This window comes from Pseudomonas sp. LBUM1674 (assembly GCF_059695635.1).
On the sequence record NZ_CP166779.1, the window covers coordinates 1,313,649 to 1,336,213 of the forward strand.

11 protein-coding genes, 6 tRNA genes and 3 rRNA genes are annotated in these 22,565 nt (G+C 56.3%); 17 read left to right on the forward strand and 3 right to left on the reverse strand.

Annotated elements, in window-relative coordinates; translation table 11 throughout:
• Positions 1-101: 101 nt before the first annotated feature.
• The 8 genes from alaS to mgtE all read left to right on the forward strand — a co-directional run bounded on the left by alaS (position 102) and on the right by mgtE (position 6,895).
• Positions 102-2,726 carry an alanine--tRNA ligase gene (gene alaS / locus ACA067_RS06075; RefSeq protein ID WP_497461005.1) on the forward strand — a complete coding sequence of 875 codons (2,625 nt, stop codon included), beginning with the start codon at positions 102-104 and terminating at the stop codon, positions 2,724-2,726.
• A 91-nt stretch (positions 2,727-2,817) separates the two neighbouring features.
• Positions 2,818-4,059, forward strand: coding sequence for an aspartate kinase (locus ACA067_RS06080; protein WP_150797603.1), 1,242 nt, complete (start codon positions 2,818-2,820; stop codon positions 4,057-4,059).
• A gap of 187 nt (positions 4,060-4,246) precedes the next feature.
• Complete coding sequence (csrA, locus tag ACA067_RS06085; RefSeq protein ID WP_002554426.1) at positions 4,247-4,435, forward strand: carbon storage regulator CsrA; 189 nt, start codon at positions 4,247-4,249, stop codon at positions 4,433-4,435.
• A 62-nt stretch (positions 4,436-4,497) separates the two neighbouring features.
• A tRNA-Ser gene (locus ACA067_RS06090) sits at positions 4,498-4,588 on the forward strand.
• A 107-nt stretch (positions 4,589-4,695) separates the two neighbouring features.
• Positions 4,696-4,772 (forward strand) — tRNA-Arg (locus ACA067_RS06095).
• 71 nt (positions 4,773-4,843) lie between these two features.
• Positions 4,844-4,920: transfer RNA gene (locus ACA067_RS06100), tRNA-Arg, on the forward strand.
• Positions 4,921-5,009: 89 nt separating this feature from the next.
• Positions 5,010-5,285: a hypothetical protein gene (locus ACA067_RS06105; RefSeq protein WP_497461006.1), complete on the forward strand. Its 276-nt coding sequence runs from the start codon at positions 5,010-5,012 to the stop codon at positions 5,283-5,285.
• A gap of 167 nt (positions 5,286-5,452) precedes the next feature.
• Positions 5,453-6,895 carry a magnesium transporter gene (mgtE, locus tag ACA067_RS06110; protein ID WP_497461007.1) on the forward strand — a complete coding sequence of 481 codons (1,443 nt, stop codon included), beginning with the start codon at positions 5,453-5,455 and terminating at the stop codon, positions 6,893-6,895.
• A 223-nt stretch (positions 6,896-7,118) separates the two neighbouring features.
• Here the strand turns inward: mgtE and ACA067_RS06115 are convergent, their stop codons facing one another.
• Both ACA067_RS06115 and ACA067_RS06120 read right to left on the reverse strand, forming a co-directional pair.
• Entirely contained in the window at positions 7,119-7,445 is a 327-nt protein-coding gene (locus tag ACA067_RS06115; protein ID WP_023966649.1) for an Arc family DNA-binding protein, read from the reverse strand.
• 494 nt (positions 7,446-7,939) lie between these two features.
• Positions 7,940-8,173: a hypothetical protein gene (locus ACA067_RS06120; protein WP_497461008.1), complete on the reverse strand. Its 234-nt coding sequence runs from the start codon at positions 8,171-8,173 to the stop codon at positions 7,940-7,942.
• Between the two features lie 288 nt (positions 8,174-8,461).
• Between ACA067_RS06120 and ACA067_RS06125 the strand changes: the two genes are divergently transcribed.
• The 7 genes from ACA067_RS06125 to ACA067_RS06155 all read left to right on the forward strand — a co-directional run bounded on the left by ACA067_RS06125 (position 8,462) and on the right by ACA067_RS06155 (position 15,270).
• Positions 8,462-8,538, forward strand: a tRNA-Arg gene (locus ACA067_RS06125).
• Positions 8,539-9,348: 810 nt separating this feature from the next.
• Positions 9,349-10,885 (forward strand): 16S ribosomal RNA (locus tag ACA067_RS06130).
• 122 nt (positions 10,886-11,007) lie between these two features.
• Positions 11,008-11,084, forward strand: a tRNA-Ile gene (locus ACA067_RS06135).
• 10 nt (positions 11,085-11,094) lie between these two features.
• Positions 11,095-11,170 (forward strand) — tRNA-Ala (locus ACA067_RS06140).
• A 244-nt stretch (positions 11,171-11,414) separates the two neighbouring features.
• A 23S ribosomal RNA gene (locus tag ACA067_RS06145) occupies positions 11,415-14,307 on the forward strand.
• A 152-nt stretch (positions 14,308-14,459) separates the two neighbouring features.
• Positions 14,460-14,575, forward strand: a 5S ribosomal RNA gene (gene rrf / locus ACA067_RS06150).
• The 16S, 23S and 5S rRNA genes sit together here with 2 tRNA genes alongside, the layout of an rRNA operon.
• 155 nt (positions 14,576-14,730) lie before the next feature.
• The gene (locus tag ACA067_RS06155; RefSeq protein ID WP_497461009.1) at positions 14,731-15,270 is read left to right on the forward strand and encodes a hypothetical protein; all 540 of its coding nucleotides are present in this window, start codon (positions 14,731-14,733) and stop codon (positions 15,268-15,270) included.
• A gap of 4 nt (positions 15,271-15,274) precedes the next feature.
• Here the strand turns inward: ACA067_RS06155 and ACA067_RS06160 are convergent, their stop codons facing one another.
• A complete protein-coding gene (locus tag ACA067_RS06160; RefSeq protein ID WP_497461010.1) occupies positions 15,275-19,411 on the reverse strand; it encodes a CheR family methyltransferase in 4,137 nt (1,378 codons plus the stop codon).
• A gap of 447 nt (positions 19,412-19,858) precedes the next feature.
• On the opposite strand from ACA067_RS06160, the gene ACA067_RS06165 reads away from it, so the two are divergent.
• Both ACA067_RS06165 and ACA067_RS06170 read left to right on the forward strand, forming a co-directional pair.
• On the forward strand, positions 19,859-21,100 hold the full coding sequence (locus tag ACA067_RS06165; RefSeq protein ID WP_497462737.1) for a glutamine synthetase family protein: 1,242 nt from the start codon (positions 19,859-19,861) through the stop codon (positions 21,098-21,100).
• Positions 21,101-21,170: 70 nt separating this feature from the next.
• Entirely contained in the window at positions 21,171-22,553 is a 1,383-nt protein-coding gene (locus ACA067_RS06170; protein WP_497461011.1) for an MFS transporter, read from the forward strand.
• Positions 22,554-22,565 lie beyond the last annotated feature (12 nt).

Here is a 22,565-nt window from a genome sequence, read left to right on the forward strand (position 1 = left end):
GTACCCCGCGCGCAGGGCCGATATAATGCGGCCCTTTGCCGTCGCTTCGTCTGTTGACGTTTCGCACAGGCCTTTGGCCGCAGCCTCCGTGGAAGAACCTAATGAAAAGCGCAGAAATCCGTGAAGCCTTCCTTCGCTTCTTCGAAGAGCAAGGCCACACCCGTGTAGCCTCCAGCTCTTTGATTCCGGGCAATGACCCAACCCTGCTGTTCACTAACGCGGGGATGAACCAGTTCAAGGACTGCTTCCTGGGCCAGGAAAAGCGCGCGTACACCCGCGCCGTCTCGAGTCAGAAATGCGTGCGCGCCGGCGGCAAGCACAACGACCTGGAAAACGTCGGATATACCGCCCGTCACCACACCTTTTTCGAAATGCTGGGTAACTTCAGCTTCGGTGATTACTTCAAGCGCGACGCGATCAGCTATGCCTGGAACTTCCTGACCTCCGAGCAGTGGCTGAACCTGCCGAAAGAAAAGCTCTGGGTCACCGTCTACGCCAGCGATGACGAGGCGTACGACATCTGGACCAAGGACATCGGCGTTCCGGCCGAGCGCATGGTTCGCATCGGCGACAACAAAGGCGCGCCGTATGCGTCCGACAACTTCTGGACCATGGGCGATACCGGCCCGTGCGGTCCTTGCACCGAGATTTTCTACGATCACGGCGCCGACATCTGGGGTGGCCCGCCAGGCTCGCCGGAAGAAGACGGCGACCGTTACATCGAAATCTGGAACAACGTGTTCATGCAGTTCAACCGCACTGCCGATGGCGTGTTGCACCCGCTGCCAGCACCGTCGGTCGACACCGGCATGGGCCTGGAGCGGATCAGTGCCGTGCTGCAGCACGTACACTCGAACTATGAAATCGACCTGTTCCAAAGCCTGCTGACCGCATCGGCCAAGGCCATCGGTTGCACCAACGATGCTCAGGCTTCCCTGAAAGTCGTGGCGGACCACATTCGTTCCTGCGGCTTTCTGATTGCCGACGGCGTGCTGCCGTCCAACGAGGGTCGCGGCTATGTGCTGCGCCGGATCATCCGTCGCGCTTGCCGTCACGGCAACAAGCTGGGCGCCAAGGGCAGCTTCTTCTACCAGATCGTTGCGGCGCTGGTCGCCGAGATGGGCGAAGCCTTCCCTGAGCTGAAATCCCAGCAGGCGCACATCGAGCGCGTACTGAAAGCTGAAGAAGAGCAGTTCGCCAAGACCCTGGAGCAGGGCCTGAAAATCCTCGAGCAGGACCTGGCCGAACTCAAAGGCGACGTGGTGCCGGGCGATGTAGTGTTCAAGCTCTACGACACCTATGGCTTCCCGATGGACCTGACGGGCGACATCGCTCGCGAGCGCAGCCTGACCATCGACGAAGAAGGCTTCGAGCGCGAAATGGAAGCCCAGCGCGTCCGTGCCCGTTCCGCCAGCTCCTTCGGCATGGACTACAACAGCCTGGTCAAGGTTGATGTGGCTACCGAGTTCACTGGCTACAAAGCCACCAGCGGTTCGGCGAAAGTCGTTGGCCTGTATAAAGACGGCCAGTCGGTCGACGTATTGAGTGAAGGCGAAGAGGGTGTGATCGTCCTCAACCAGACGCCGTTCTATGCTGAGTCGGGTGGGCAGATCGGTGACTGCGGCTATCTGCAGGCCGGTGCTTCGCGTTTTGACGTGCGCGACACCACCAAGACCGGCGGTGCGTTCCTGCATCACGGCGTGCTGGCATCGGGCAGCCTGACCATCGGCGCGCCGGTCGAGACTCATGTGGATGCCGACGTGCGTCACGCCACTTCGCTGAATCACTCGGCGACGCACTTGCTACACGCCGCCTTGCGTCAGGTGCTGGGCGAGCATGTTCAGCAGAAAGGCTCGTTGGTCGACAGTCAGCGCCTGCGCTTCGACTTCAGCCACTTCGAAGCCATCAAGCCTGAGCAGTTGAAGGCGCTGGAAGACATCGTCAACGCCGAGATCCGCAAGAACTCCGCGGTTGAAACCGAAGAAACCGACATCGAAACCGCCAAGCAGAAAGGCGCCATGGCGCTGTTCGGCGAGAAGTACGGCGATAGCGTGCGCGTACTGAGCATGGGCGGCGATTTCTCCGTCGAGCTGTGCGGTGGTATCCACGTCAACCGTACCGGCGACATCGGCCTGCTGAAAATCGTCAGCGAAGGCGGTGTAGCCTCCGGCGTGCGTCGTATCGAAGCGATCACGGGTGCCGCGGCGTTGGCCTACTTGAACGCTGCCGAAGAACAACTCAAGGAAGCGGCCAACCTGGTCAAGGGCAGCCGCGACAACCTGATCGACAAGCTGTCGGCTGTGCTGGAGCGCAACCGTCTGCTGGAGAAACAACTCGAGCAGTTGCAGGCCAAGGCTGCCAGTGCGGCGGGCGACGATCTGTCGGCCTCCGCGCTGGACGTCAAAGGCGTGAAAGTGCTGGCCGTGCGTCTGGACGGTCAGGATGGCAAGGCGCTGCTGGCGCTGGTCGATCAACTGAAAAACAAACTCGGCCGCGCAGTGATCCTGCTCGGCAGTGTCCATGAGGAAAAGGTCGTGCTGGTTGCAGGCGTGACCAAAGACCTGACTGGCCAACTCAAAGCCGGTGATTTGATGAAGCAAGCCGCTGCGGCAGTGGGCGGGAAGGGCGGTGGTCGTCCAGACATGGCGCAAGGCGGTGGTACTGACGCTGGCGCACTGGATGCGGCATTGGCCCTGACTGTTCCCTTTGTAGAGCAGGGTTTATAAGGCAGTGTGTACGGCCCGCAGTCTAGTGGCGGGCCGGAACGCTGTTTGAGTGATTATTTGGGCGCCCTTCATGGGCAGAGGCGGCTTTGAAATGGCTTTGATCGTACAGAAATTTGGAGGCACCTCGGTCGGCACCGTCGAGAGAATCGAACAGGTCGCCGACAAGGTTAAGAAATTCCGCGATGCCGGCGATGACCTGGTGGTTGTGCTGTCAGCAATGAGCGGCGAAACCAACCGTCTGATCGATCTGGCCAGGAAAATCAGTGGCGACGGCCAACCGGTTCCCCGTGAGCTGGATGTGATCGTCTCCACCGGTGAGCAGGTGACGATTGCATTGTTGGCCATGGCGCTGATCAAGCGTGGCGTGCCAGCGGTGTCCTACACCGGCAATCAGGTGCGGATCCTGACGGACAGCGCGCACAATAAAGCGCGTATCTTGCAGATTGATGACCAGAAGATTCGCGGTGACCTGAAGGCGGGTCGTGTAGTGGTTGTCGCCGGTTTCCAGGGCGTCGACGAACACGGCAACATCACCACCCTCGGCCGTGGCGGTTCCGACACCACCGGCGTGGCGCTGGCGGCAGCCCTGAAGGCTGACGAGTGCCAGATCTACACCGACGTCGACGGTGTCTACACCACCGACCCGCGCGTAGTGTCCGTGGCTCAGCGCCTGGACAAGATTACCTTCGAAGAGATGCTGGAAATGGCCAGCCTCGGTTCCAAGGTGTTGCAGATCCGTGCGGTCGAGTTCGCCGGCAAGTACAACGTTCCGCTGCGCGTACTGCACAGCTTCAAGGAGGGTCCGGGCACCCTCATTACTATTGATGAAGAGGAAACCATGGAACAGCCGATCATTTCCGGTATCGCTTTCAACCGCGATGAAGCCAAGCTGACCATCCGTGGCGTGCCAGACATCCCGGGCGTTGCCTTCAAGATTCTCGGCCCGATCAGTGCCGCGAACATCGAAGTCGACATGATCGTGCAGAACGTTGCGCACGATAACACCACCGACTTCACCTTCACCGTGCACCGCAACGACTACCAGGCCGCGCAGACCGTGCTGGAAAAAACCGCTGGCGAGCTGGGTGCCCGTGAAGTCATCGGCGACACCAAGATCGCCAAGGTGTCGATCGTCGGCGTTGGCATGCGCTCCCATGCGGGCGTCGCCAGCCGCATGTTCGAAGCACTGGCCAAGGAAACCATCAACATCCAGATGATCTCGACCTCGGAAATCAAAGTCTCCGTGGTGATCGAAGAGAAGTACCTGGAACTGGCTGTGCGCGCGCTGCACACGGCTTTCGAACTGGACGCACCGGCCCGCCAGGGCGAGTGATGCGTTTGCCAAAGGGCGCGGTCTGACCGCGCCCTTTGTTTTTTCGAATGGCGCGACTCGTGGCTGTTCTTTTGCTCGCGCTGGTCAATACTCAGGCATGTAGGGCTACGATCGTTCCGGTTGTAGGTCGGGTGCCTTTTTTTTTACAGACTGTTGTCCCTGAAATGAAATGCGTGAGGAGAAAGGTATGCTGATTCTGACTCGTCGGTGCGCAGAAAGCCTGATTATCGGTGATGGAGAAATCACCGTGACCGTGCTCGGCGTTAAAGGAAATCAAGTGCGTATCGGTGTCAACGCCCCGAAAGAGGTTGCGGTCCACCGTGAGGAAATTTACCTGCGTATAAAGAAAGAGAAGGACGAAGAACCAAGCCATTAATTTTTATCGTTTTTTATGTTTGCAAACGGGGAAGAAGCTGGTTAATATACGCCCCGTGTTGCGGAGAGCTGGCCGAGTGGCCGAAGGCGCTCCCCTGCTAAGGGAGTACACCTCAAAAGGGTGTCGGGGGTTCGAATCCCCCGTTCTCCGCCATTATTTGCGTAGTACGTTGTAATCTGGCTTCTTCGGTAAGTTGTTGAAATTACTAGAAAAAGTGTTTGACATAGAGATTAGACGGCCTATAATGCGCGGCAACAAATGCACTCGTAGCTCAGCTGGATAGAGTACTCGGCTACGAACCGAGCGGTCACAGGTTCGAATCCTGTCGAGTGCACCATTTAAGAGTTGTTTGCAGCAATGCGAATGACTTGGCTTCAACCAGTTGTGATCTGGTATAAAAACACAAATGCACTCGTAGCTCAGCTGGATAGAGTACTCGGCTACGAACCGAGCGGTCACAGGTTCGAATCCTGTCGAGTGCACCAAACACCAAAAAGCCTGCGTCTAACGCGGGCTTTTTGCTGTCTGGGTTTTGGCTTTTCCCTGTTGCATCCTCTCTCCTCAAATCTGGCCTATGCGCTATGACCTCGCCTGGGGTTGTGACGGCTGCGCGCGCTCGAATTCAAATGCCGATCTTGTCCTGTTTGTCGGGGACGCTTTTGATGTCCTGTTGTCTCATGCGGTGACGATGCGCTGGTTGATGGTCTTCCGTGAGGGTCTCTCAAGGGAGATCGCTGCATTTTTGGACGGCAGTGTGTTTTCTCCCCAGGATAAGTCGTCGCATTTTCATGGATCAGGACAGGGCTCAGGTTTATCTCGCAACCGCTTGTTTCCACCCGCGATTTTTTAACGTTTAAAACCGTCGGGCGGTGTATCATTGCGCCCGTCAGCCCCGCCGGGGCTTGTGGAATACCTCCATGGACTTACCCAGTAGTTACTCAGTAAACCGTTTTTCCAATCATGAATTGACTGATTGATCCTTCCGGCGCGCTCCGCTGCTGGGAGTGGAGTTCGCCTATGTCTGAAGTAGAAGTAAAGAAAACACAAGAAAGCCTGCAGGACCGCCTCGCTCAAGTCGTTGAGCTGCTGCAGCGTCAGCGGGTGGTCGAAGACCTGACTCATCGCCAGGAAGGCCCGCATCACGAGCGGGTCGAGAACCTGGTTCACCGGCAGAATCTCGTCGAACTGCAACGCAAGCTCGATGACCTGCACTCCGCCGACGTTGCCTACATCCTTGAAGCCTTGCCGCTGGACGATCGCCTGACGCTTTGGCAACTGGTCAAGGCCGATCGCGACGGCGACATCCTGCTCGAAGTATCCGATTCGGTTCGTGAAACCCTGATCGCCGACATGGACGATCACGAGCTCCTGGCTGCCGCCAAGGACATGGATGCCGACGAACTTGCTGACCTGGCTTCCGAGCTGCCGCGAGACGTCGTCCATGAGCTCATGGAAACCCTGGATAACCAGCAGCGTGAACGCGTGCGGTCGGCCCTGTCCTATGACGAGGAGCAGGTGGGTGCGCTGATGGACTTCGAGATGGTGACGATCCGTGAGGACGTCAGTCTCGAGGTGGTCTTGCGCTACCTGCGCCGCCTGAAGGAACTGCCGGGCCACACGGACAAGTTGTTCGTGGTCGATTATGGCGGCGTGCTCAAGGGCGTATTGCCGATCAAGCGTCTGCTGGTCAACGACCCGGATAAACAGGTGGCAGAAGTCATGGCCAGCGATCCGGTGAGTTTTCACCCGGATGAAGATGCCTACGATGCCGCCCAGGCGTTTGAGCGTTACGACTTGATTTCGGCGCCCGTCGTCGACAAGAACGGCAAGTTGATCGGTCGCCTGACCATCGATGAAATGGTCGACCTGATTCGTGAAGAGAGCGAAAGCGAAGTGCTCAACATGGCGGGTCTGCGCGAAGAAGAAGATATCTTCGCCTCGGTCTGGAAGTCCCTGCGCAACCGCTGGGCCTGGCTGGCTGTGAATCTGATTACCGCCTTCGTAGCCTCCCGCGTGATCGGTCTGTTCGAAGGTTCCATCGAGAAGCTGGTAGCGCTCGCGGCATTGATGCCGATCGTGGCGGGCATCGGTGGCAACTCCGGCAACCAGACCATCACCATGATCGTTCGCGCCATGGCGCTGGACCAGGTGAGCACGGGCAACACTTCGCGTCTGATGCGCAAGGAGTTGGCGGTAGGCCTGATCAATGGCCTGGTGTGGGGGGGTGTAATCGGTGTCGTTGCCTATCTGCTCTATGGCAGCTGGTCCCTTGGTGTGGTAATGACTGCCGCCATGACGCTCAACCTGTTGCTTGCAGCCTTGATGGGGGTATTGATTCCCATGACCCTGGCACGGCTTGGTCGTGATCCGGCGATGGGGGCCAGTGTGATGATCACCGCCATGACCGACAGCGGCGGCTTCTTCATCTTCCTTGGGTTGGCGACGATTTTCCTGCTCTGATTTCCTGCTGTTGTTGTAGGAGCAAGCTTGCTCGCGATGGACGTTAACGATGACGTGATTCTTCTGAATAAACGCGTCGCCTTTGAAACCGTCGTCGGAACGCCGCCCGGAGCAAGCTCGCTCCTACAGTCCACCATTACCCGCTGATTGGCGGGTTTTTTATGCCCGAATTTCAGGCAAAAAAAAGCCAGCGATTACGCTGGCTTGGGACTTTCGTGATGAGTCAGGAAGCGTCCGCGGCCATTTCGGTGTCATGGGCAATCAGCGAAACAAGAGCGTTCTGCTGACGATGGGAAAGTTGGCGGAAGCGTTGCAACAGTTCGCGTTCGTGCAGCGACAGCTCCGGGCTATCCAGGCGCATGCTCAGTTCTTCGCCCAGAGCGCCTTCCTGAATAAGGCTCTGCTCAAGGCGCGCGATGATTTCGGAGTTCATGCTGCGGTGATGATTGCGAGCCACCTCGGCAATGCGTTCACGCATTCCGTCTGGCAGACGTACGACAAACTTGTCAGCCGTACGGCTGGAATAAATTGCCTGTTTCAATGGGCGCATATATTTAACCGGTTAGTTCAGGGGAGCGGTTCTCGGGATTGGCCGCAGGATGTCTGTTAGGACAAGCGCTCTGGCCAAATGTTCAACCTGAATTGATAGAGGCTCGCATCATGCCTCAAGGTAGCCAGTTCATTGGCGTCAATTCTGTGACAAATATTGAACTGGATAAAGGCGTTCTGCCAGCACCTACTATCAGAAATGCGGACTGGTCGAAAAGTTTTACCTGTCCGTAGCGCTGCCGCGTCCGGTTGCCCGACTGGTGATGTCCGAAGACGCCGGAAGGTGCATGTTATGCGGATTCGTTCAATGTTCCTTACTTATACAGGGTAGTGGCAAATGGCCGATTTGCTAGGGTGTGGGCATACTGATACGCGATTACAGGATGGATGGCAGCCTGATTTGCTTTAGGGGCTTCCCTGATCAGGCAAGGAGGGCCGGGTCAATTTCGCGCGCGAGCTTCAGCGGCGACATGCTGTGCTCCTGACAGGGTGGATTCAAAATACCAGGCGTTCTGAACTGGGAGCTGGCAGCAGGATCTTCTCCTGGCTCACATCCTGGCTTGCAAAGCCGCGCTGATCGTTCATGACTGCCAGCTGTGGCGCTTTTTGCAGCTGGAGGTAATGGGGTGTTCGTTGGGCAACCGGTTCAGTGCCGTGCTCGGGAGCAAAATGAAAACCCAGCAGGACTGCCAGGGCGATCGCATTCGAGAGTAAAAGGGCGCTGTTCATGAGGGCTGACCTCCGTTGTTCTATGTGGGAGCTGAAGCAGCCGGCATGCCAAGACTCCTTTGGCTATTAAAGTCTTTAAAATCAAAGGTATAGAGTGTCAGGTCAAATAGAGGGTCTTGCATTTTGCAATGATGGCTTTTTGGGGTGATGCAATTTGCACGGTCAGCGATGCCGCGCGGCCTTGAAGTATCTGCCTACACTTAAAAAGCCTACGGACGACATGACAAAAGCAGGCCTGGCCGTTAACATGCTCGCCGTCCTTAGCGCCGCACTTGCGGGGCGACTTGTGTCTCAGTAGCTCAATTGGATAGAGCATCCCCCTCCTAAGGGGAAGGTTGGCAGTTCGAACCTGCCCTGGGACACCATATTCAAAGAAGCAAACTCGCATCCTTCCTCAAAAGCTTCATGGCTAGTGGGGTAGGGTGTTTGCTTCAGGCATAAAAAGCTCCGTTCAGGCATTCGATCCTGGCGGGGCTTTTTTTATTTTGGCGGCAGGCATGTCGACAGCGTTGGAGGTCTTGTTTTCGAGCACTGAAGATTCCTTCTATATAGAAGGCGTAGGTGTGGTCGTCCTGCCGAAGGAAACGGACCGTTTTGCGGCCTTTGGCAAGATATTGATAGGAGGGCGGAATTAACGCTTGACGGCAGATTCTGTAAGTCTATAATTCGCCCCACTTCCGGCGCAGTCGAAACGGAAAACTCCTTGGTAAACAAAGAGTTACGCAGTTTTCGACAGCGAGTTGCTTCAGTTCATCGAAGCCCAGAAGGAGTTGAAAGAGCGGTGATGTTTGGCTCTTTTGACGGTTCGATCTTCTCGGTCGAAAGCGGAGAAAAAGAGGTGTTGACAGCAGCGAGTAACGCTGTAGAATTCGCCTCCCGCTAACGAGAGATCGGAAGCGCAAGTGGTTGAAGTTGCAAAGGAAACTTTGAAAACTTCTGAAAATAACCGCTTGACAGCAGCAGAGGAAAGCGTAGAATGCGCGCCTCGGTTGAGACGAAAGATCTTAACCAACCGCTCTTTAACAACTGAATCAAGCAATTCGTGTGGGTGCTTGTGGAGTCAGACTGATAGTCAACAAGATTATCAGCATCACAAGTTACTCCGCGAGAAATCAAAGATGTAACCAACGATTGCTGAGCCAAGTTTAGGGTTTCTTAAAAACCCAAAGATGTTTGAACTGAAGAGTTTGATCATGGCTCAGATTGAACGCTGGCGGCAGGCCTAACACATGCAAGTCGAGCGGTAGAGAGAAGCTTGCTTCTCTTGAGAGCGGCGGACGGGTGAGTAATGCCTAGGAATCTGCCTGGTAGTGGGGGATAACGCTCGGAAACGGACGCTAATACCGCATACGTCCTACGGGAGAAAGCAGGGGACCTTCGGGCCTTGCGCTATCAGATGAGCCTAGGTCGGATTAGCTAGTTGGTGAGGTAATGGCTCACCAAGGCGACGATCCGTAACTGGTCTGAGAGGATGATCAGTCACACTGGAACTGAGACACGGTCCAGACTCCTACGGGAGGCAGCAGTGGGGAATATTGGACAATGGGCGAAAGCCTGATCCAGCCATGCCGCGTGTGTGAAGAAGGTCTTCGGATTGTAAAGCACTTTAAGTTGGGAGGAAGGGCAGTTACCTAATACGTTGCTGTCTTGACGTTACCGACAGAATAAGCACCGGCTAACTCTGTGCCAGCAGCCGCGGTAATACAGAGGGTGCAAGCGTTAATCGGAATTACTGGGCGTAAAGCGCGCGTAGGTGGTTTGTTAAGTTGGATGTGAAATCCCCGGGCTCAACCTGGGAACTGCATTCAAAACTGACAAGCTAGAGTATGGTAGAGGGTGGTGGAATTTCCTGTGTAGCGGTGAAATGCGTAGATATAGGAAGGAACACCAGTGGCGAAGGCGACCACCTGGACTGATACTGACACTGAGGTGCGAAAGCGTGGGGAGCAAACAGGATTAGATACCCTGGTAGTCCACGCCGTAAACGATGTCAACTAGCCGTTGGGAGCCTTGAGCTCTTAGTGGCGCAGCTAACGCATTAAGTTGACCGCCTGGGGAGTACGGCCGCAAGGTTAAAACTCAAATGAATTGACGGGGGCCCGCACAAGCGGTGGAGCATGTGGTTTAATTCGAAGCAACGCGAAGAACCTTACCAGGCCTTGACATCCAATGAACTTTCCAGAGATGGATGGGTGCCTTCGGGAACATTGAGACAGGTGCTGCATGGCTGTCGTCAGCTCGTGTCGTGAGATGTTGGGTTAAGTCCCGTAACGAGCGCAACCCTTGTCCTTAGTTACCAGCACGTTATGGTGGGCACTCTAAGGAGACTGCCGGTGACAAACCGGAGGAAGGTGGGGATGACGTCAAGTCATCATGGCCCTTACGGCCTGGGCTACACACGTGCTACAATGGTCGGTACAGAGGGTTGCCAAGCCGCGAGGTGGAGCTAATCCCAGAAAACCGATCGTAGTCCGGATCGCAGTCTGCAACTCGACTGCGTGAAGTCGGAATCGCTAGTAATCGCGAATCAGAATGTCGCGGTGAATACGTTCCCGGGCCTTGTACACACCGCCCGTCACACCATGGGAGTGGGTTGCACCAGAAGTAGCTAGTCTAACCTTCGGGAGGACGGTTACCACGGTGTGATTCATGACTGGGGTGAAGTCGTAACAAGGTAGCCGTAGGGGAACCTGCGGCTGGATCACCTCCTTAATCGACGACATCAGCTGCTCCATAAGTTCCCACACGAATTGCTTGATTCATTGAAGAAGACGATAGAAGCAGCTTTAAGCTCCAAGCTGATAGCTCAGGCTAACAGTTACAAGCTCGAAATTGGGTCTGTAGCTCAGTTGGTTAGAGCGCACCCCTGATAAGGGTGAGGTCGGCAGTTCGAATCTGCCCAGACCCACCAATTTTGTTATGGGGCCATAGCTCAGCTGGGAGAGCGCCTGCCTTGCACGCAGGAGGTCAGCGGTTCGATCCCGCTTGGCTCCACCATATAAACTTGCTTCGAAACGTTTAGAGTTTAGAAATGAATATTCGCACATGAATATTGATTTCTAGTCTTTGATTAGATCGTTCTTTAAAAATTTGGGTATGTGATAGAAAGATAGACTGGACAACACTTTCACTGGTGTTGGATCAGGCTAAGGTAAAATTTGTGAGTTGCTCTTTATGAGCAAGAATCGAATTTTCGGCGAATGTCGTCTTCACAGTATAACCAGATTGCTTGGGGTTATATGGTCAAGTGAAGAAGCGCATACGGTGGATGCCTTGGCAGTCAGAGGCGATGAAAGACGTGGTAGCCTGCGAAAAGCTTCGGGGAGTCGGCAAACAGACTTTGATCCGGAGATGTCTGAATGGGGGAACCCACCTAACATAAGTTAGGTATCTTAAGCTGAATACATAGGCTTAAGAAGCGAACCAGGGGAACTGAAACATCTAAGTACCCTGAGGAAAAGAAATCAACCGAGATTCCCTTAGTAGTGGCGAGCGAACGGGGACTAGCCCTTAAGTGGCTTTGAGATTAGCGGAACGCTCTGGAAAGTGCGGCCATAGTGGGTGATAGCCCTGTACGCGAAAATCTCTTAGTCATGAAATCGAGTAGGACGGAGCACGAGAAACTTTGTCTGAATATGGGGGGACCATCCTCCAAGGCTAAATACTACTGACTGACCGATAGTGAACTAGTACCGTGAGGGAAAGGCGAAAAGAACCCCGGAGAGGGGAGTGAAATAGATCCTGAAACCGTATGCGTACAAGCAGTGGGAGCCCACTTTGTTGGGTGACTGCGTACCTTTTGTATAATGGGTCAGCGACTTATTTTCAGTGGCGAGCTTAACCGAATAGGGGAGGCGTAGCGAAAGCGAGTCTTAATAGGGCGTCTAGTCGCTGGGAATAGACCCGAAACCGGGCGATCTATCCATGGGCAGGTTGAAGGTTGGGTAACACTAACTGGAGGACCGAACCGACTACCGTTGAAAAGTTAGCGGATGACCTGTGGATCGGAGTGAAAGGCTAATCAAGCTCGGAGATAGCTGGTTCTCCTCGAAAGCTATTTAGGTAGCGCCTCATGTATCACTGTAGGGGGTAGAGCACTGTTTCGGCTAGGGGGTCATCCCGACTTACCAAACCGATGCAAACTCCGAATACCTACAAGTGCCGAGCATGGGAGACACACGGCGGGTGCTAACGTCCGTCGTGAAAAGGGAAACAACCCAGACCGTCAGCTAAGGTCCCAAAGTTATGGTTAAGTGGGAAACGATGTGGGAAGGCTTAGACAGCTAGGAGGTTGGCTTAGAAGCAGCCACCCTTTAAAGAAAGCGTAATAGCTCACTAGTCGAGTCGGCCTGCGCGGAAGATGTAACGGGGCTCAAACCATACACCGAAGCTACGGGTATCACTTAGGTGATGCGGTAGAGGAGCGTTCTGTAAGCCTGTGAAGGTGAGTTGAGAAGCTTGCTGGAGGTATCAGAAGTGCGAATGCTGACATGAGTAACGACAATGGGTGTGAAAAACACCCACGCCGAAAGACCAAGGTTTCCTGCGCAACGTTAATCGACGCAGGGTTAGTCGGTCCCTAAGGCGAGGCTGAAAAGCGTAGTCGATGGAAAACAGGTTAATATTCCTGTACTTCTGGTTATTGCGATGGAGGGACGGAGAAGGCTAGGCCAGCTTGGCGTTGGTTGTCCAAGTTTAAGGTGGTAGGCTGGAATCTTAGGTAAATCCGGGATTCTAAGGCCGAGAGCTGATGACGAGTGTTCCTTTTGGAACACGAAGTGGTTGATGCCATGCTTCCAAGAAAAGCTTCTAAGCTTCAGGTAACCAGGAACCGTACCCCAAACCGACACAGGTGGTTGGGTAGAGAATACCAAGGCGCTTGAGAGAACTCGGGTGAAGGAACTAGGCAAAATGGCACCGTAACTTCGGGAGAAGGTGCGCCGGTGAGGGTGAAGCATTTACTGCGTAAGCCCATGCCGGTCGAAGATACCAGGCCGCTGCGACTGTTTATTAAAAACACAGCACTCTGCAAACACGAAAGTGGACGTATAGGGTGTGACGCCTGCCCGGTGCCGGAAGGTTAATTGATGGGGTTAGCTAACGCGAAGCTCTTGATCGAAGCCCCGGTAAACGGCGGCCGTAACTATAACGGTCCTAAGGTAGCGAAATTCCTTGTCGGGTAAGTTCCGACCTGCACGAATGGCGTAACGATGGCGGCGCTGTCTCCACCCGAGACTCAGTGAAATTGAAATCGCTGTGAAGATGCAGTGTATCCGCGGCTAGACGGAAAGACCCCGTGAACCTTTACTATAGCTTTGCACTGGACTTTGAATTTGCTTGTGTAGGATAGGTGGGAGGCTTTGAAGCGTGGACGCCAGTTCGCGTGGAGCCAACCTTGAAATACCACCCTGGCAACTTTGAGGTTCTAACTCAGGTCCGTTATCCGGATCGAGGACAGTGTATGGTGGGTAGTTTGACTGGGGCGGTCTCCTCCTAAAGAGTAACGGAGGAGTACGAAGGTGCGCTCAGACCGGTCGGAAATCGGTCGTAGAGTATAAAGGCAAAAGCGCGCTTGACTGCGAGACAGACACGTCGAGCAGGTACGAAAGTAGGTCTTAGTGATCCGGTGGTTCTGTATGGAAGGGCCATCGCTCAACGGATAAAAGGTACTCCGGGGATAACAGGCTGATACCGCCCAAGAGTTCATATCGACGGCGGTGTTTGGCACCTCGATGTCGGCTCATCACATCCTGGGGCTGAAGCCGGTCCCAAGGGTATGGCTGTTCGCCATTTAAAGTGGTACGCGAGCTGGGTTTAGAACGTCGTGAGACAGTTCGGTCCCTATCTGCCGTGGACGTTTGAGATTTGAGAGGGGCTGCTCCTAGTACGAGAGGACCGGAGTGGACGAACCTCTGGTGTTCCGGTTGTCACGCCAGTGGCATTGCCGGGTAGCTATGTTCGGAATAGATAACCGCTGAAAGCATCTAAGCGGGAAACTAGCCTCAAGATGAGATCTCACTGGGACCTTGAGTCCCCTGAAGGGCCGTCGAAGACTACGACGTTGATAGGTTGGGTGTGTAAGCGCTGTGAGGCGTTGAGCTAACCAATACTAATTGCCCGTGAGGCTTGACCATATAACACCCAAGCAATTTGACTACTCGAAAGAGCATCAGATTGCGGTGTGTGAAGACGAAACGAACCGAAAGTTCGAGACCTCACAAAACACCGAAAGCTATCACATACCCAATTTGCTGAAACGTCGAAAGACGGTTCAGTACCCGAATTTCTTGACGACCATAGAGCATTGGAACCACCTGATCCCATCCCGAACTCAGCAGTGAAACAATGCATCGCCGATGGTAGTGTGGGGTTTCCCCATGTGAGAGTAGGTCATCGTCAAGATTAAATTCCGAAACCCCTATCTGCGTATGCAGGTAGGGGTTTTGTTTTTGTCCGCCGGAAACTGGCACGACGAAAATGGATCCGCCCGACGACCTACATGGAAAGTCCGCCAGTGCTGTGCCTTAATCCAGAGGACCACTCACGGAGCGAAATAGATGCGACGCAGAGGCGCCCAATTCTGGCTATGGACCAATAGACGATTACCCCTCCACACCCATGAGGAAGTCCTCAGTGATGGTGTGCATATCGATGTGCAGGCGCGGGTCAACCATGAGGGGATTACCCAGGTTTTCGTAGGCGTCTACGGCCCGAATGGCTGGGCGATTGGCGAGGAGTTTTATGACCGGTGTGTCGGTGAACATTACTGTGCAGCGCTGAAATGGGGCATCCAGCGGGCAAGAGAAATTGTCGCGGCCACTCAAGAATTCGTAGCGCCGCACCGGGTGCAGTTGACCCTGAGTACGGTGATCACCGATGAGTCGGTATTGGCATTGAGGCGCATGGAGATGACCGAGCGCGAACGTTTGAAGCTCAGGTCTGAGGATGCCTGGGCGGAGTACCGTGCCGCCAAGACCGCCATGTTGGCCTTGATGCGCTCAACCAAGGTTGATCCCGGGATGTGGGCCGATCACAAGGAGCGGCTCAGGCAGGCAATCGATAGACGCGCCTGCGTACAGCGCGCCTATCTCAATTGATATTTTACCGCGGTGGCTGGCGCAAGGCCTCGATGGTTTCGATCAGTTCATCGTATGACACCGGCTTTCCAATATGCTGGTCAAAGCCTGATTGCCGTGACTTTTGAATGTCGCTGTGGGCTCCATAGCCGGTCAGTGCAATGGCCGGCACATCCTTGACCAGTGGCAACTGACGCAGGGCGCTCATCAACTCATGGCCGCTCATGACCGGCATGCCCAAGTCCGAAATGATCAGATCGAAACGGGTATTTCTGGCCGCGTCCAAAGCCGCCACCGGACGATCGAAGGCAATCACCTGCGCGTCCTCCATCTCCAGCAGCATTTTCAAGGTTTCCAGTACGTCGGCGGAGTCGTCTACCAGGAGGATCGTCAATCCGCTCAGTCGTCCCGAGGCGCTGTCGAACGGGGGCGCTGATTGAATCGCGCCATGGGTGAGTGCCAGTGGCAGACACACCGTGAAAGTACAGCCCGTTCCGACTCCCGCAGAGCTCACCTCAACCGTTCCGCGTTGTGCCTCAGTCAACTGGCGGACGAGCGAAAGACCGATACCCAGGCCTTCCCGGTGGTGTGTGGCGTGCTGCTGTTCGGCCTGACCAAAGAGGTCGAACACATGATCGAGGTTCTCGGGGGCAATACCGGCACCATCGTCTTTGACATCCAGTCGAGCCATGTTCCCGACCTTGCTGGCAATCAACTGCACGCGGCCCTTGGGCGGGGTGAATTTCAGTGCATTGTTCACCAGGTTCCAGATGATCTGCTCCAGGCGAGTCGGGTCGGCCTGGACGATCAGCGGGTCCGAGGGCACTAACAGTTCAACCCTGAGATCGTGCTGTTCATTGAGGACAACGGTGTGGATGTCACGCAGCACACTGATCAGATCCACGGCGACCGGTTGCAGCTTGAGCTTGCCAGTGCGAACCCGTGCGACATCCAGCAGGTCATCGATGATCCGTGCCTGGCTGTTGACGGCTTCGCAAATGGTATTGACGGCCTTGGCGGCCGGCGCCCGCGACTTGGTGACCGGCAAGCGACGCAGCAGCTCCGCGTTGAGCTGGATCAGGTTCAGCGGATGCTTGAGTTCGTGGGACATCACCGCGAAGAACTCATCCTTGAGGTAGTTGGTGTTGCGGGTCTCGGCCAGCTGTTTGCTTTGCTCTTCGTGCTGGCGTTTGTGACCGGTCAGGTCCCGGGCAATTTTCACATAGCCCTTGAGATTCTCACCCTTGAGCAGCGTCACCTCGCCGCTGCAGAAGAAGCGGCTGCCATCCTTGCGCAGGTGCCAGCGTTCATCTTCGCTGCGGCCATGGGTGCGCGCCGATAACAGTTCATTTTCAGGCTCCCCCGCCGCGCGATCCTCGGTGGAGAAAATGAAGTCGTAATACGCCCCTTCGGCCTCGGCCTTGCTATAGCCGAAGATCAACTCGGCGCCTTTGTTCCAGCTGGTGATGATGCCCAGCTCATCGAGGGTGATGATCGCGTAATCGCGGGTACTTTCGGCAACCAGGCGCATGCGTTCTTCGCCCTGGCGCAACTCTTCTTCGGCGGCACGACGCTTGCTGATGTCGATGAAGGTCAGCACGGTGCCGTCGATGTGGTCTTCGCTGGAGCGATAGGGCAGCAGGCGCGCGATGTACCAGCGATTGTCGTTGCTGCTGACTTCGCGCTCGATCATGTTCAACGATTCGAACACCTGCGCTGCATCAGCGGCCAGGTCGTCGTAATGCAGGCGATGGGTGATGTCGAGCAGCGAGCGACCGGTATCCACCGGCAACATGCTGAAGATGTCGGTGGCGCGCGGGGTGAACCACTTGATGCGCATGCTGCGGTCGACAAACACCGTGGCGATGTCGGTGGAGGCGATCAGATTGGTCAGGTAGTCGTTGATCTTGTCGGTTTCTTCAACCTTGGTTTTGAGCTCGTAGTTGACCGTCAACAACTCTTCGTTGATCGACTGCAGTTCTTCCTTGCTGGTTTCCAGTTCTTCGGTGGCCGAGCGCAGTTCTTCGTTGATCGCCTGCATTTCTTCGTTGGAAGCCTTGAGCTCTTCGCTGGAGACTTCCGATTGTTCGATGGTGTCCTGCAGGTGCAGTTTGGTGCGTTGCAGTTCACGCTCCAGGTTGGACAGCACCTGGCTTTCCGTTTGCAGCACGGTGGTCGCCGCCATCTCCGAAGGGTCGACCTCCACCTCCTCGAATATCACCAGCACGTAGTCGCCGTCCGACTCTTCATCCTTGTAGGGATAGGCAACGAGATCAATCAGGTAGCGCCGGTCGTCGCGCGTGATCGGTACTTCGCGGGATTTGACCGGCTGGCCGCTCTGCTGCACCTGGAACAGGGTGGTGCGGATTTCCAGGCGCAATTGCGGAAGAATCAGGGTCAGCAAATTGCGCGACAGTTCACCGCCGACATGCCGCAGGAAACGCCCGGCACTTTCGCTCATGTGCAGGATGTCGGCATTGGCATCGACAATCATGCTCGGTGGTGCGGACTGTTCCAGGGCCCGTTGATGGATATCGGCGACAGACAGTTTACGCGGCAGGCTGTTTTGCGGCACCTGCCGGGAAACACTGGTTCGCACGTAGCCACCGCGGGGCATGGTCGGGGTGCGACGGCTATTGGCCGTGCCGGTTTTGGCGCGGAAGATCCGGTTACGTTTGTCTATCGGAGCGAATAATTCATGGCACGCGTCCGCGCTCTCGGATGAACCGAGGAACAGAAAGCCGCCGGGACGCAGGGCAAAGTGGAACATCTGCAGGATTTCGCGCTGCACCTCGCGATCCAGATAGATCAGCAGGTTGCGGCAAACGATCAGGTCGATTTGCGAGAAGGGCGGATCGGACAACAGGCTGTGTCTGGCGAACAACACCTTTTCGCGGATTTCCTTGCGAATTCGATAGTGGTCGTTTTCCTTGGCGAAGTAATGCCGCAATCGCGTCGGCGGTACGTCGGTAATGATCGCTTGCGGGTACAGCCCGGCCCGGCCGACGCAGATGGCGCGCTCGTCGATGTCGGTGGCGAACAGCTGAAACGAGGCCGCGCTTCTGTCCAGTTGCAACTGATCGTTCAGCAGCATCGCCAGGCTGTAGGCTTCCTCGCCTGTGGAGCAGCCAGCGGACCAGACCCGGATCTCTTCTTTCTCCGGTTGCGTCGAGACGGCGGCGCTGACCAGTTGCGGCACCACATCCCGTTCCAGGGCTTCGAAGGCTTCACGGTCGCGGAAGAAGTTGGTCACGCCGATCAGCATATCGCCCAGCAGTGCCTTGGTTTCCTCGGGATTACTCTGCAAAAAGCGGTAGTAGCCGGCCAGGTCCGGCTGGGCTGTCACCTGCATCCGGCGTTCGATCCGGCGCAATACGGTCGCGCGTTTGTAGTGTTTGAAATCATGGCCGGTGCCGGTGCGCAATTGGATAAGAATGTCGTGCAGCAATTGTTCGGCCACCACGGCTTCGCGTTCGGATACGGCGGCAATGGTTTGCAATTCGGGATCGTTGGCGGTAGGCAAGCTGATTTCCTGAGCGTTACGCCACAATTCCAGCAACTTTTGCGGCATCTCGACAACGGGCAACACCAGGTCCACCAGGCGAGTGTCGATGGCTGCACGGGGCATGCTGTCGAACTCGGCGTCTTCCGGAGCCTGGGCGAGGGTGACGCCCCCCTGTTCCTTGATACGGGACAAACCGACAGCACCGTCCGAACCGGAACCTGACAGCACCAGACAGAAAGCACGCTCGCGGTGCACATCGGCCAGGTCACGAAAAAACAGATCGATGGACGCATGGCGCCCTTGACCCGGGTCGCAGGCGCGGACTTCAAGAACCCCGTCATTCATCGCCAGCCGTTGCGCCGGTGAAATGACGTACACCCGGTTTTTTTCGATGGGCACTGTTTCGGTGACTTGCAGCACCGGCATCCGGGTCGACTCCTGGATGATCTTGTCGGCGACGCTTTGGTGGTCGGGGGATAGATGGAGAATGATCACGAACGCCATGCCGTTGTCCTGCGGCATGTTTTCGAAAAACAGTTTGATGGCTTGCAGCCCGCCAGCCGACGCGCCAATGCCCACCACCGGAAAATCCAGGGTGCTGGGGCGCAAGGCCTTTAGCTCGGAGACAGTGTCCGAGCGCTTGGGAGTGGTGGTCATGACTTCGGCCTTTGGCGGCGACGGAAAACGTCTTGAGTTCAAGCGATGGGCAGCGCACTTCAATGAGTCAGGATAATCTCGTTTTTCGATAACGCCTTCAAATATTTAGCCCCTTGAGCGGCGCTCCCCTGTAGGAGCTGGCTTGCCAGCGAAGGCGTCGTAACATCCAATAACGATGTCGACTGAACCACCGCTTTCGCCAGCAAGCTGGCTCCTACAGTCTGCCAATCGGACGTTGTCATCCGCCATGAAGTATTTGTATGCCGGTGCTTGATATTCCGAACACGCGGAGCCTATTTTGTACGGGTCGCCGTTCGCGGCTCGCACAATAACAAGGATTGCGTCATGACAACCGATGGCCAGCGTTCACTCGCGCAGCGATTGACGGGCATTGATGAGATTGAATGTGTCACGCCGGACTTGAATGGCGTACCCCGTGGCAAGGTAATGACCGCCGAAGGTTTTCTCGAAGGGCGACGTTTGCAGATGGCGCGAGGGGTGCTGCTGCAATGCATCATGGGCGGATATCCGCCAGCGCGTTTCTACGGCAGCGATGACAGCGACCTGGCGTTGATTCCCGATGCTGCGCAGATCCACCGTTTGCCCTGGAGCAAACAACCGCGAGCCTTTGCCATTTGTGATGCGCACGAGTTGTCCGGCGACAGCTCAAACCTGTCGACCCGCGGCCAGCTCAAGGCCGTCATCGCGCGTTACGCCGTCCTCGGCCTGGCACCGGTGGTGGCGACCGAGCTGGAGTTTTTTGTCTTTGCGCCCAACACCGACCCGACTCGACCCTTCCAGCCTCCGGCAGGCCTGGACGGTCGTCGCGAGGACGGTCATTCGGCCTTCAGCGTCAGTTCCAACAACGGCTTGCGGCCGTTCTTCAGTGAAGTCTATGAATGCATGGCGGCCTTGGGCCTGCCGCGCGATACCTTCATGCACGAGATGGGCGTCAGCCAGTTCGAGATCAACCTGCTGCACGGCGATCCGTTGCTGCTGGCAGACCAGACGTTCCTGTTCAAACATCTGCTCAAGGAAGTCGCGCTCAAGCATGGCTTGACCGTGGTCTGCATGGCCAAGCCGCTGGCGCACACGCCGGGCAGTTCGATGCACATCCACCAGAGCATCGTCGAGATCGGCACCGGGCGTAACGTGTTCAGCGACGAGGCGGGAGAGCCGACCGCGATCTTCCGTCATTTCATCGCCGGCCAGCAGGCGGGCATGGCGGATTTCACCGCATTGTTTGCGCCGAACGTGAACTCCTATCAGCGTTTGTGCCATCCGTTTGCATCACCGAACAATGCCTGCTGGTCCCACGACAACCGTGCGGCCGGTTTGCGCATTCCGGCCAGTTCGCCGCTCGCCCGTCGGGTCGAGAACCGTTTGCCGGGGGCGGATGCCAATCCCTATCTGGCTATTGCCGCGAGCCTGGCGGCGGGGTTATATGGCATCGAAAACCAACTGGAGCCGAGCGAGGCGATTCAGGGCGAATTCGAGGTGCCGGATAATCTTTCATTGCCTTGTACCTTGCATGCCGCTCTCGAGCGTCTGAGTCGTAGTCAATTGGCGAAGGAACTGTTTGGCGAGGAATTCATCGAAGGCTACATCGCTTCGAAGACCCTGGAATTGACCAGCTTCCTTGATGAAATTACTCCCTGGGAGCGGCGTGTTTTAGCGGCCCAGGCCTGACGATCCGTCGACACCGGGCTATCTTTTCGGATAGTCCGTTACTCACTGCAAGGAGCCGCTCGGAACGCCGATGCGCCAAATCTGGAAACCTTTTCGAGCGCTTTATTTTGCCTCGCTGATGATGTTGATCGGCTCGGGCTTGTTGAGTACTTACCTGGCCTTGCGCCTGGCTGCCGATCATGTCGACAGCCTGTGGGTCGGTGCGTTGATGGCGGCCAACTATTTCGGCCTGGTGCTGGGTGGCAAGATCGGCCATCGGCTGATTGCCCGGGTCGGGCATATTCGAGCCTATTCGGCGTGTGCCGGGATCGTCGGTGCGGCGGTGCTCGGCCATGGTCTGGTGGACTGGCTGCCCGCGTGGCTGTTTCTGCGGGTCATCGTCGGCCTTGGCATGATGTGCCAGTACATGGTCATCGAAAGCTGGCTCAACGAGCAGGCGGAAGCCAAGCAGCGGGGCATCGTGTTCAGCGGCTACATGATCGCGTCATACCTGGGATTGGTGTTGGGCCAGCTGATTCTGGTCATGCACCCGGGGCTGGGTCTGGAACTGCTGATGCTGGTCGCCCTGTGCTTCGCTCTGTGCCTGGTGCCGGTGGCCCTGACCCAGCGGATTCACCCGGCGGCATTGCACCCGGCGCCGATGGAGCCACGGTTCTTCATCAAGCGCGTGCCGCAATCGTTGAGCACGGTGCTGGGGGCGGGGTTGATCGTCGGTTCGTTCTACGGTCTGGCGCCGCTGTACGCCTCGCAGCAAGGCTTGTCCACGGAGCAAGTCGGTTTGTTCATGGGGAGCTGCATTTTCGCCGGCCTGCTGGTGCAGTGGCCGCTGGGTTGGCTATCCGATCGTTATGACCGAGCGCTGTTGATCCGCTGTTTTGCCTTCAGCCTGGCACTGGCTGCCTTGCCGCTGGCAATCATGAAGCAGGTGCCGCTGGAGGTATTGTTCATCGCCGGTTTCCTCTGCTCGTTGGTGCAGTTCTGCCTGTATCCGTTGGCGGTGGCGTTCTCCAATGACCATGTCGAGGGCGATCGTCGGGTGTCCCTGACGGCAATGCTGCTGGTGACCTATGGCGTCGGCGCCAGTATCGGGCCGCTGGTGGCAGGGGTGCTGATGAAGCTGTTCGGCAGCCAGATGCTGTATGCCTTCTTCAGTTTCTTCGCGTTGGTGCTGGTCTGGCGTATTCGCCCGAAAGCGGTCACCAATCTGCACCAGGTGGACGATGCGCCGCTGCATCACGTCGCCATGCCGGACAGTATGTCGAGTTCACCGCTGGTGGCTTGCCTTGATCCACGGGTCGATGAGCAGGTGGTGCAGGAGCAGATGCATAACCCGATCGAGCCCGAGCCGGACCCCGCACCCGAAACGGAGACAGAAACGGAGACAGAAACCGATTCGTCCTCGGACGACACTGACCTGGGGCGCGAGCAAAGCTTTACCGAGGCCAGGCCTTAACAACGGATCCTT

Coding starts and splice junctions, on each gene's coding strand:
- ACA067_RS06120 (WP_497461008.1), bottom strand. CDS start 8,173: ATGAACAGCGCCCTTTTACTCTCGAATGCGATCGCCCTGGCAGTCCTG.
- mgtE (WP_497461007.1), top strand. CDS start 5,453: ATGTCTGAAGTAGAAGTAAAGAAAACACAAGAAAGCCTGCAGGACCGC.
- ACA067_RS06160 (WP_497461010.1), bottom strand. CDS start 19,411: ATGACCACCACTCCCAAGCGCTCGGACACTGTCTCCGAGCTAAAGGCC.
- ACA067_RS06165 (WP_497462737.1), top strand. CDS start 19,859: ATGACCGCCGAAGGTTTTCTCGAAGGGCGACGTTTGCAGATGGCGCGA.
- ACA067_RS06115 (WP_023966649.1), bottom strand. CDS start 7,445: ATGCGCCCATTGAAACAGGCAATTTATTCCAGCCGTACGGCTGACAAG.
- ACA067_RS06105 (WP_497461006.1), top strand. CDS start 5,010: ATGCGCTATGACCTCGCCTGGGGTTGTGACGGCTGCGCGCGCTCGAAT.
- ACA067_RS06155 (WP_497461009.1), top strand. CDS start 14,731: ATGCGACGCAGAGGCGCCCAATTCTGGCTATGGACCAATAGACGATTA.
- alaS (WP_497461005.1), top strand. CDS start 102: ATGAAAAGCGCAGAAATCCGTGAAGCCTTCCTTCGCTTCTTCGAAGAG.
- csrA (WP_002554426.1), top strand. CDS start 4,247: ATGCTGATTCTGACTCGTCGGTGCGCAGAAAGCCTGATTATCGGTGAT.
- ACA067_RS06080 (WP_150797603.1), top strand. CDS start 2,818: ATGGCTTTGATCGTACAGAAATTTGGAGGCACCTCGGTCGGCACCGTC.
- ACA067_RS06170 (WP_497461011.1), top strand. CDS start 21,171: ATGCGCCAAATCTGGAAACCTTTTCGAGCGCTTTATTTTGCCTCGCTG.